Genomic DNA, 10,074 nt, shown 5'->3' on the forward strand with positions numbered 1-10,074 from the left:
TTATTTTATTTATTTTTAACAAGAAACTTTTTCAAAAGCAATGTTATCCACGTTCCGGCAACGAATGGAAATGTAAATACTCCGCCAACACCACTCAATAAATTATTATCTATTAAAAAATCATCTATTGCAACTGTAAGGAAAACGGCAATCAATACCCACAATCCGTCTGTTTTTTTCGCCCCGGAAAATACAATGGCAGAAAGTACCGCATTAAAACCGAATAATCCCATGTGAACTTCCTGAATCGGTTCTCCGTTCCATTGAGATAAACCTGCCCCTAAAATAGATGCCACAAGCCCGTACAATGCCGCTATCGGCGAACTGATAAATACGGCTAAAAAGAAAATCAATCCGGATAAAACACCTCCTTGGAAAATCACTTCTCCAAACCCTTTAGTACACGTAAGAAAATCATCGTATTGTGTAGAAGTCACTTCGGCACTGATAAGATCTGATGGTAAAATATGGGTAAAATGATGAAGTAAAAACACCAATGCCCAGGTAATAACAATAAAAGGGAAAGTAAATACAGGGATTTTCTTCTGAATGAAGAAATGCTGAATAATACTCGCCAATGCTCCTCCCATGATAATCAACACCCAAATAAGCAATGTCGCCTGAAATATGAACGCTAAGGCAACGCCCACCAAAGCCGCACTGAAACCGTATAATCCCGCATCGATTTCGGATTTGTCATATTTCAGTTTCATTGCAGTAAAAGTTCCTGCCGCTGTTGCCATAATAACGGCTACCCCACACTGCCAACTTCCCATAAAAATCCCGATGATAAATAAAAGTCCCGTCCATCGGTTTTCCTGAAGCATGATTTGCCCGACTCCTTTTAAAATGTTGTCGATAAAAGGTATTTTTTGAAAAAATTTATCCATAGTTTTTTTGTTATATTTAAGTGAGATGTAAAAAGTGAGAAGTGAAATGTATAATGTAACAAAGATGAATCTATTGCAATTGTTAAATTGTTATATTGTTACATTATTAATTACCAGCCAAGGAATACCATCCCGATACCGCAGACAGTAACAACAGCTCCGCTTACCATTCCCATATACCGCTCCAGCTTTTCTGTATTGAATAATGTTGAATATCCGTAGCGTCCCAAAAGCACCATTCCGAGCATGGTTAAAACCGTAGTTACAGTAAATGAAGTCACCAAAACAGCAATTTCTGACATAGAATGCTTTACTCCTGAATAAAACAACAACGGAATCAACGGTTCACTCGGTCCCATTACAAAGATCATGAAGAGTACAAGCGGTGTTACTTTTATTCTTTTTTGAGGCATTACGACTTCACTGTGATTATGTTCATACACGTACACATCATCACCCATCACATCAAAATGTTTATGAGGTTTGTTTCGAACCGCCTGAGTGATTCCGTAAATCAAATAAACACCTCCGAAAATCAACAATGCCCAGCCTGAAAAATTCCCTCTCAAATCCTGAAACCACGAAATTTTATTCAATTGCCAGCCGAGAAAAACTCCAATAAAGCCGAGAATTAAAGAGCTTAATACATGTCCTAATCCGCAAACAATCGTTAAAACCGCCGTTTTCATACCGCTCCATTTTTTTGATTTTGAAATCACAATGAAGGGCAAATAATGATCGGGGCCCGAAGCAGTATGTATAAAGCTTATTGAAACTGCACTCAGTAAAAGCGCCCAAACTGTACTATCCATTCTAATTGTTTTTATCTAAATCCCAAAGGATATCCTGAATATGCAGAAAAAAATTATACATCACTTCGCCTCCGTGTCCTAAAGCACGCACCACAAATCCGTTATTTTCCATTGCTGAAACGCCAATTTCCATTTCTCCTTTGAATCCTTCTGCGGACTCAATGATCGCTTCAATCAAATGGTCTTTATTTACCTCATGTTTGGTACTATAAAAAATCAAGGTTCCCTGATGCGTGTATTGTTCGAGGTTTCCGATACTGTTAATCGGGATTAAATCCGGCTGAATCAATACATTATCTTTGATGATCAATTTATTTTCATGGTAAATTTCCATCAGGTTCTGGAAACGTTTTAATTTAAAAACTTCTCCATAATGCTTTCTCCCACACGTGATAATTTCACTGATAATCAACTGGCTATCTTTCCCTATATTGATTTTCGACTGACTTTTAAAGTTGGAATCTTCATGCGGAACCACAGGATGCGGAACGTATGCAAAGGAGGTATTATCTTCCATTTCCACATTAAGCTCCTGAACGGCTTTGTCTTTCATATTAAAAAGCCTTTGGTACGACTGCGACTGCAACTGTAATGAAGCTCCTTTTTCAAGACTCACATCAAGCTGATAATGGTCTCCGTCCAGGATTCCGGGCGAAGAGCTCATCACCATCTGATACAATTTATTATCGTCTTTACGCTGCCCCACAGAAACTACACGGAACGGAAGCGAAACGTAAAGGTCTTTTACATAAGATTTTCCATCCTTGAATCCTGCAATTATATTTAAACGGCTATTCATTTATCTTACCAAATTCGGTTCTTCAATTTCTTCTAAAAGGGCATATTTTTTAATCCAGCCGATTACTTTATCCAGACCTTCGTCGGTTTTCAGATTGGTAAATACGAAAGGATTTCCGTTCCTCATTCTTCTTGCATCTCTTTCCATCACTTCAAGACTCGCTCCCACGTGTGGTGCAAGGTCAATTTTATTGATGATTAATAAATCGGAACGGGTAATACCAGGACCTCCTTTTCTCGGGATTTTTTCTCCTTCGGCAACGTCAATAATGAAAATCGTAACGTCTGCAAGATCCGGACTGAAAGTCGCCGAAAGGTTGTCGCCTCCACTTTCGATCAGAACCAATTCAATATCAGGAAAACGTGCTGCCAGTTCATCTACTGCTTCAAGATTCATACTCGCGTCTTCACGGATGGCTGTGTGAGGGCATCCTCCTGTTTCCACCCCGATGATTCTGTCGTGAGGAAGAAGGCTGTTTTTTGCCATAAATTCCGCATCTTCCTTGGTATAAATATCATTGGTAATTACTCCCAAATCGTAAATTCCGAATAATTTTCTGCTTAATCTTTCCAATAATGCAGTTTTCCCTGAACCTACCGGTCCTGCTACTCCTACTTTTATGTATTTTCTATTTTCCATTTTGTTTAAATTTTACTTTGTTTGGTTTTGTAAGGAACTGTATGCATTGGTTTTAAAACCACACCGTCAAAAATTCAGAGAACTTTTGTCTCCCTTTCTTTGGAAGGAATTCCTCATGTTGCTTTATTTCTTTTTACTTTTTATTATTTACTGTTCATTTTTAAGACATATACAGCCTCGAGTACAATCTTTCATGCTGCATACATTTGATATCAAATGATGTATTGCATAGTCCCACCATATCTCTATCCAGTTCTATGGTTTCCTGAGCTGTTTTTTCCATGACGGGATACAGTGCGAATAATATATCCTGTCCGTCCAGCTGTCCCAGCGGAACCAGTTTCACCGCGTTGGTAATCATTCCTGCAATTGAAGTATAATAAAATCCTAGCAAGGCTTCGTACATCGGAATATTCATTAAAGCGGCATACATTCCGAAAACAATACAGTAATGCGAATTGGCTTCACGCTGCTGAACTGCTTTTTCATACGTTTCCACCAGAGAAAAGCTTTCTCTTCTTTTGAAAATTTTAATTAATCTTAATCCTAATTTCTGACTTGCCTGTCGGATTTCTTTCGGGCATTTTAGAGAATTGCATTCGTTATCAAGATTTAATAACAATTCTAAGTCTCCACTTTGGGCTGCTTCGTATGCCAGTTTTACAAAAGCTCCGTCGTTGTACTTCAGGTTAAACTGAAGCATATTTTCAACAAATTCCTTTGCAGTCACTCTGTCATGAACGATTCTTTGCTGAACGAATGTTTCCAAACCGCTGGAATGCGTGTAACCGCCAATAGGCAACGTAGGGTCTGAAAGATGCAGCAATCCTGATAAAAAGTTTAAATTCAAATTATTCATCTTTCGGAGCTGCCATTTTTAATATTTTAGTAAAAATTGTAGAGCCTAAACTTCCGTGTCCGTGAGGTTCTACATTGGATTTCAACAGATTCAAAAGCTTTACGGATTGTTTTTCCGGTTTGAAACCACTTGCTTCAAGCCATCTGAACATCGGCATTTCAAACGGAAGCAATACTTTATCTTTCTGAATAAAAAGCGGAATGTGCTTGTTCCCGATTTCATAGCAAACTGTCCCCATTTCCTGCAAAGAAGCCGGTGACATCACGATAGCTTCAGTTTCCAAAACATTGACTGCAATTACCTTTTCTTCATTTTCAAAAAGAATATCGCCTTCACGCAAACGTTGTCCTTCTCTCAGAAATTTGATGGCAATATCCACACCTTGTCTGGTTTTTTTACGCTGAATTCTTTTGGTCGTTTCAAACCATTCCAGATCCAGGTAATCTACCGGTTTTGAGGTAGGGTTTTGGATAAGATTGCCTATTGTTTCGTTAATTATCATTGTTTATCGGATTTTTTTCTAAAATCAAAGTTTTTGGAGATTCCTACCCCGAATGTTGAACCGCTGATTCCGGCTACATAAGTTTTCGTCCAGCCTTCCTGTTTTATTTTGGTCTGCAGCATCGAAAGTTCTGCAAATTTGAATTTCAAAGCCCAACCTCCTCCTAACAAGATCCCAATCAAAGGATAGGCACGAAGGTGGAATCCGTTAAAATTTTCCATAGGTCCGGCTGTCGGCATTTGTTGCTGTCCCCATACATAATGGGCATCTACCTGACCAATCAGGACAAAATATTTTCCGAGCATTACAGACGGGCTATACCATAATCCGGCTTCATTTTGCTTATATATAACATTCTTATCAACAGTATTTTGAGAGTAAGCATAATTTACCCCAATCAGGTCATTGTTATTGATAAAATACCCTACTCCGATCGGCGCACTCGAAACGGAACTGCTGCTGCTCGACGGAGTGGTTACTTTTGAGTAATCCAATGAACCATAAACCATCATTTGCCCTTTTGGCCCATCTTCATCACTTTTAATCCTGTGTCCTCCTAAAAACTGTGCGTTTGCCATAGTTGCTCCCGCGATGGCTAAAGGAAGAATTATTTTATTCAGATATTTCATTTTGAATTTAATTCGCTAATGATTTTAAATTTTTGTTTGGTACATCTTTTCTGCTATTAAATAAATGGCTATTTCAAAAGTCAGATAATAATTAAATTTCGTTTTTCTACGAAAGAGAAATGCCTTAATCAACTATTTGAGATTCTTCACTTTATTTCCGGGTTACGTTCGTAAAATTTCGGTTTATATTCAGAATACCCCCTTTTGAAACAGCCATGAAGATTTATCTTAGAATAGGTAATACAACTGTGTTAATGGCAGTTTTTCCGCCGGTTCACAAGTAACATATTCTCCATCCACAGTTACTTTGTAATTTTCAGGATTTACTTCGATTACAGGTGTTTTATCGTTGTGGATAAGGTCTTTTTTGGAAATATTTCTGCAGTTTTTCACAGGAAGAATCATTTTCTCTAATCCATAAGAGGTGATAGTTCCGTTGTCGATGGAGATTTGAGAAACAAAATTGGCACATGTACCGAATTTAGCTTTTCCGTGAGCGCCGAACATATTTCTGTAGATAATTGGCTGAGGTGTTGGAATTGATGCATTCGGATCACCCATTTTGGCAGCAATCACAAATCCGCCTTTTACAATCATTTCCGGTTTTACCCCGAATAATGCAGGTTTCCAGATTACCAAATCCGCTAATTTTCCTTCTTCGAGAGAACCTACATATTCTGAAATACCATGTGCAATAGCTGGATTAATGGTATATTTTGCTACATATCTTTTAGCACGATAGTTATCGTTTCCACTGTCTTTATCTTCTGCTAAGTCACCTCTTTGCTCCTTCATTTTGCTTGCCGTCTGCCAGGTTCTAGTAATCACTTCTCCCGGTCTGCCCATCGCCTGAGAGTCAGAACTCATGATACTGAAAACGCCCATATCGTGAAGAATATCTTCTGCTGCAATCGTTTCGGGACGAATACGTGAATCTGCAAATGCTACATCTTCAGGTATATTTTTACTCAAATGATGGCAAACCATCAACATATCAAGATGTTCGTCAATTGTATTTACAGTATAAGGACGTGTAGGGTTTGTAGAAGCCGGTAATACGTTTGGATACATGGCTGCTTTAATGATATCCGGCGCGTGACCTCCACCTGCTCCTTCTGTATGGAATGTATGGATTACTCTACCATTGATTGCTCTCATTGTATCTTCTAAGAAACCTCCTTCATTCAAAGTATCAGTATGAATAGCAACCTGAACATCATATTTATCAGCCACTTTTAATGCTGCATCAATGGTTGCAGGTGTTGCTCCCCAGTCTTCATGGATTTTCACTCCCAAAGCTCCTGCTTCAACCTGTTCTTCAATAGGTTCTTCTGCCGAACAGTTTCCTTTTCCGAAGAACCCCAGATTCATAGGATATTCTTCTGCTGCTTCCAGCATTTTCTGCATATTGAATTTTCCCGGAGTTACCGTTGTGGCGTTAGTTCCGTCATTCGGACCTGTACCGCCACCAATCATTGTGGTGATTCCACTGTATAGAGAGGTTTCAATTTGCTGAGGACAGATATAGTGAATATGAGTGTCAATCCCTCCGGCAGTCACGATATATCCTTTTCCGCCATGAACTTCTGTTGAAGCACCGATAATCATGTTTGGAGAAACTCCGTCCATTGTATCAGGATTCCCCGCTTTTCCGATTCCTACGATTTTACCGTCTTTAATCCCAATATCTCCTTTTACGATTCCCCAGTGGTCAATGATTACCGCACCTGTGATGCAAAGGTCAAGAACTCCGTCGTCTCTTTTTGCAGTTACATTCTGTCCCATTCCGTCACGAACAGTCTTTCCTCCTCCGAAAACGGCTTCGTCCCCGTAATGGGTGAAATCTTTTTCGATTTCAATAATAATTTCAGTATCTCCCAAACGGATTTTATCTCCTGCTGTCGGACCTAATATATTGGCGTATTGTTTTCTGTCTACATTTAAGCTCATGTTACTGATTTTTAAAGTTTAATACTATAGCTTTATCAAGGCTTGTTCTTTTTTGCTCTTCTGAGTCCACCTTCCCATCAACAAGATTATTGAAGCCCATTGCTTTTTTATTTCCTCCGATTTCTACCAATTCCACTTCTTTTTCCTCTCCCGGTTCGAAACGCACTGCAGTACTTGCTACAATGTTCAGTCTCTTTCCGAAAGCCTTTTCACGGTCAAAACTCATCGCTTTATTTACTTCAAAAAAATGGAAATGAGAACCTACCTGAATCGGTCTGTCTCCTGTGTTGGTTACTTTTATTTTTACGGTCTCTCTGCCTTCGTTGCAGATGATGGTACCTTCTTTTACAAAAATTTCTCCTGGTTTCATAATAACTTGTATTAACGGATTGGATTGTGTACGGTTACTAGCTTCGTCCCATCTGGAAAGGTGGCTTCTATCTGCACGTCGTGAATCATTTCCGCCACTCCGGGCATTACGTCGTCTACAGTCAGAAGATTTGCGCCTTCCTGCATCAGCTCGGCTACCTTTTTCCCATCTCTTGCTCCTTCCAGTAAAAAGTGGCTGATCAGTGCAATAGATTCTGGATAATTCAACTTAAGGCCTCTAGCCTTTCTTTTTAAGGCAAGCTCGCCTGCCAGGAACAGCATAAGCTTTTCCGTTTCTCTTGGTGTTAAATGCATCGTATTATTTTATTTAAAATTGGACACAGAATATCCTGCCTGCCTTATTGATAAGGCAAATATGAAGTCCGTGTATTGCTGAAAATGATGATGGATAAGACAGATTTATATCTAAATACAAATCAGAAAATCCATAAAATATGAAAAGGAATTAACAACCCGCAATTTGCAGGGAATGATACAGAATGTATCTTGGTTCTGTAATATAAATAAGGTTTTGAACAGCCGCAACTGGTTTGTGAGATAATGATGCAGCAAAGAAATAGCTTAACCATGTTTGTCCAAGAATTGAAAAGTCAAATTTTACTTTTTCAAGATCATTGAAATCTGACAAATCCTGAATTTCCGACACACTATAAATTTCCGTCTGTCCGCTGCTGTCTGATTTCTGTAAAAAATGGCTTTTTAATGTATCATCATGGGAAGATTTACCCTGTCCTTTTTGTACCAAAAATCCGGCACAAAAAGTGACAAAAAATAAAACGAAAGAAAACAATATGAGTTTCTTTTTCATACCCATGATTAATAATGTAAATTTAAGATTAATCTCTTTTTATAAACTATCAAAAAAAATACTCAAAATATTCAAAATCGTGACAGATTACTAAAATAGAGAATTTATTAAAAAATATTAAATGTATTATCATATAAGTTTCTTGTCTATTTTGATAAGAGTTTATGATGTATTAAATAATGAAGACTTACCTTTTTTCAAACAGTTAATAAATATAAAGTCCCTTCTAATTGACTAAAGATTCTTTAGCATATAGCCAAGGACTAAGTCCATTTAAAGATGTGTACGGATGATTACTGTTGTAATCGATTTGCCACTCATAAGCAATTGCATTTACCTCCATTATAGATCCGAATAAATATGCATCCAAAACATCTTCTCTGATCGGTTTAGCCGTAATACCTCACAGGCATATCAGACTATTGATATATTGCGCTCACTGAGATCAGAGCCTCAGGCAATAGAGCAGCCTCTTGACATGTCCATCCCTGAATCTAAAATTATGCTTTCTCTCTTGTATTATACAACAGTTTATGATCTATAGCATATTGTATATGAGATTTCTGGATTTGTAAGTACCCCATTTTTCCAACAGCTGAGATTGGACTTTTCCAATACTTGTTTAATGAATTTCATTGAACTTATCACTTTTTCAATCTTATCGTTAGGAATATCTATTTTTTCAAAAGCCTTGTTGCATGAAAAAATTAAGATTACTATGCAAAACATTGCACTAGTTAATAATGGTTTCATTGTCTTCTTTTTTTAACTATTAAAAGCTATCGGTTTTATTCTACCCAAAATTGAATGAATAAGCCGATAGCTTTACATTTACATTATAACAGAACAACCCCAAAATTAGGGGTTGTTCAATTCTGTACTAGATTATTTAATATGTATATAGTAATATATTTGTATACCTATTAACACTATATTTAGTAATATAATAAAAACTATACTCCATTTTAGTTTGAAGAGATTATATAATACATGTAGCATGAAAATATTACACATGGAATAGATCATGTTAAATCCAAAATAATCAAAATCCGCATTAAGATGGAAAATACTATTAAGCATGTTATTAAAATAATCACTTACTTTATCATCCTTAATCCATAACAATAATTGTAAGATTATAAAGCTAACAAAATATAAAACCCCTTTGGTTTTATTAAAGGCTTCCACCACCCAGGTATTTATTTGTTCTAATATCATAAAAATTAGTAATTGTATAACCTACACCATCATTACAGGGCACATGAACTCGAATTTCGTCAATTCCTTAAAAAATAGTTGTTACCCAACAATATGCACAATTGCCGCACATAATAACTTTGAATTTTATTTGTTATAATACGTTTGTAAAAAAGAATATAGACAGTAGCGACTGATCCAATCATAATAAACAGAGTGACCTTTTCTTGAAAATTTAAACTTTCCTTCAATTTGAAGCTTGGAGGCATCCAATCCTTCTAACTGTGCTTCGTACTTCTCAGAAATTTTAATATCAAAGAATCTTAGAGGTTCCATTTATTAGAGCAGTCGATACTTTACATACTTAAGATCCTTCGATAGCGTCCTAGCTGATTAATAAGAACTTTATCCATCCCGTTATTTGTAGAGTATTTGTATAACAATCCTATTAAGTGCCTGCTGTTTTTCTTTGCTAACAAAATTTTCTGTGCTTTATTCCTGTTCAAAAATAAGGACAAGCTAAAAAGCGAGTCATTCTCAACATAGCCAGTTAAAGCGCTATTGATTTGTTGAAAGAATTTTGCAGGCATCCTATACTG

General features: G+C 37.1%; 13 protein-coding genes. All 13 read right to left on the minus strand.

Annotated features, from left to right (window positions below):
- Positions 1–5: 5 nt before the first annotated feature.
- A complete protein-coding gene (locus AC0INN_RS13715; protein ID WP_306613640.1) occupies positions 6–890 on the minus strand; it encodes an urea transporter in 885 nt (294 codons plus the stop codon).
- A gap of 110 nt (positions 891–1,000) precedes the next feature.
- Complete coding sequence (locus AC0INN_RS13720) at positions 1,001–1,702, minus strand: hypothetical protein (protein WP_306613642.1); 702 nt, start codon at positions 1,700–1,702, stop codon at positions 1,001–1,003.
- 1 nt (position 1,703) lies between these two features.
- Positions 1,704–2,501, minus strand: a complete 798-nt coding sequence (locus AC0INN_RS13725) for an urease accessory protein UreD (RefSeq protein ID WP_306613644.1) — start codon at positions 2,499–2,501, stop codon at positions 1,704–1,706.
- Complete coding sequence (ureG, locus tag AC0INN_RS13730) at positions 2,502–3,140, minus strand: urease accessory protein UreG (RefSeq protein ID WP_306613646.1); 639 nt, start codon at positions 3,138–3,140, stop codon at positions 2,502–2,504.
- A gap of 160 nt (positions 3,141–3,300) precedes the next feature.
- Positions 3,301–3,999, minus strand: a complete 699-nt coding sequence (locus tag AC0INN_RS13735) for an urease accessory protein UreF (RefSeq protein WP_373428019.1) — start codon at positions 3,997–3,999, stop codon at positions 3,301–3,303.
- Entirely contained in the window at positions 3,992–4,501 is a 510-nt protein-coding gene (ureE, locus tag AC0INN_RS13740; protein ID WP_306613648.1) for an urease accessory protein UreE, read from the minus strand. Before ureE ends, AC0INN_RS13735 begins: the two co-directional genes overlap by 8 nt.
- On the minus strand, positions 4,498–5,130 hold the full coding sequence (locus tag AC0INN_RS13745) for a hypothetical protein (RefSeq protein WP_306613651.1): 633 nt from the start codon (positions 5,128–5,130) through the stop codon (positions 4,498–4,500). The genes ureE and AC0INN_RS13745 overlap by 4 nt, the downstream gene beginning before the upstream one ends.
- A gap of 228 nt (positions 5,131–5,358) precedes the next feature.
- A complete protein-coding gene (gene ureC / locus AC0INN_RS13750; protein ID WP_306613653.1) occupies positions 5,359–7,080 on the minus strand; it encodes an urease subunit alpha in 1,722 nt (573 codons plus the stop codon).
- 1 nt (position 7,081) lies between these two features.
- Positions 7,082–7,450 carry an urease subunit beta gene (gene ureB, locus AC0INN_RS13755; protein ID WP_306613655.1) on the minus strand — a complete coding sequence of 123 codons (369 nt, stop codon included), beginning with the start codon at positions 7,448–7,450 and terminating at the stop codon, positions 7,082–7,084.
- Between the two features lie 11 nt (positions 7,451–7,461).
- On the minus strand, positions 7,462–7,764 hold the full coding sequence (gene ureA / locus AC0INN_RS13760) for an urease subunit gamma (protein WP_225689203.1): 303 nt from the start codon (positions 7,762–7,764) through the stop codon (positions 7,462–7,464).
- Positions 7,765–7,915: 151 nt separating this feature from the next.
- The gene (locus AC0INN_RS13765; RefSeq protein ID WP_306613658.1) at positions 7,916–8,278 is read right to left on the minus strand and encodes a hypothetical protein; all 363 of its coding nucleotides are present in this window, start codon (positions 8,276–8,278) and stop codon (positions 7,916–7,918) included.
- Positions 8,279–8,504: 226 nt separating this feature from the next.
- Positions 8,505–8,621 carry an integrase core domain-containing protein gene (locus tag AC0INN_RS13770; protein WP_373428026.1) on the minus strand — a complete coding sequence of 39 codons (117 nt, stop codon included), beginning with the start codon at positions 8,619–8,621 and terminating at the stop codon, positions 8,505–8,507.
- A gap of 1,001 nt (positions 8,622–9,622) precedes the next feature.
- Positions 9,623–9,811 carry a hypothetical protein gene (locus AC0INN_RS13775; RefSeq protein ID WP_306613660.1) on the minus strand — a complete coding sequence of 63 codons (189 nt, stop codon included), beginning with the start codon at positions 9,809–9,811 and terminating at the stop codon, positions 9,623–9,625.
- Positions 9,812–10,074: the final 263 nt, after the last annotated feature.

It is taken from the genome of Chryseobacterium subflavum (assembly GCF_055762745.1).

Excerpts from the sequence above, each read along its gene's own strand:
- AC0INN_RS13715 (WP_306613640.1), bottom strand. The coding sequence starts at position 890 with ATGGATAAATTTTTTCAAAAAATACCTTTTATCGACAACATTTTAAAA.
- AC0INN_RS13720 (WP_306613642.1), bottom strand. The coding sequence starts at position 1,702 with ATGGATAGTACAGTTTGGGCGCTTTTACTGAGTGCAGTTTCAATAAGC.
- AC0INN_RS13725 (WP_306613644.1), bottom strand. The coding sequence starts at position 2,501 with ATGAATAGCCGTTTAAATATAATTGCAGGATTCAAGGATGGAAAATCT.
- ureG (WP_306613646.1), bottom strand. The coding sequence starts at position 3,140 with ATGGAAAATAGAAAATACATAAAAGTAGGAGTAGCAGGACCGGTAGGT.
- AC0INN_RS13735 (WP_373428019.1), bottom strand. The coding sequence starts at position 3,999 with ATGAATAATTTGAATTTAAACTTTTTATCAGGATTGCTGCATCTTTCA.
- ureE (WP_306613648.1), bottom strand. The coding sequence starts at position 4,501 with ATGATAATTAACGAAACAATAGGCAATCTTATCCAAAACCCTACCTCA.
- AC0INN_RS13745 (WP_306613651.1), bottom strand. The coding sequence starts at position 5,130 with ATGAAATATCTGAATAAAATAATTCTTCCTTTAGCCATCGCGGGAGCA.
- ureC (WP_306613653.1), bottom strand. The coding sequence starts at position 7,080 with ATGAGCTTAAATGTAGACAGAAAACAATACGCCAATATATTAGGTCCG.
- ureB (WP_306613655.1), bottom strand. The coding sequence starts at position 7,450 with ATGAAACCAGGAGAAATTTTTGTAAAAGAAGGTACCATCATCTGCAAC.
- ureA (WP_225689203.1), bottom strand. The coding sequence starts at position 7,764 with ATGCATTTAACACCAAGAGAAACGGAAAAGCTTATGCTGTTCCTGGCA.
- AC0INN_RS13765 (WP_306613658.1), bottom strand. The coding sequence starts at position 8,278 with ATGAAAAAGAAACTCATATTGTTTTCTTTCGTTTTATTTTTTGTCACT.
- AC0INN_RS13770 (WP_373428026.1), bottom strand. The coding sequence starts at position 8,621 with ATGGAGGTAAATGCAATTGCTTATGAGTGGCAAATCGATTACAACAGT.
- AC0INN_RS13775 (WP_306613660.1), bottom strand. The coding sequence starts at position 9,811 with ATGGAACCTCTAAGATTCTTTGATATTAAAATTTCTGAGAAGTACGAA.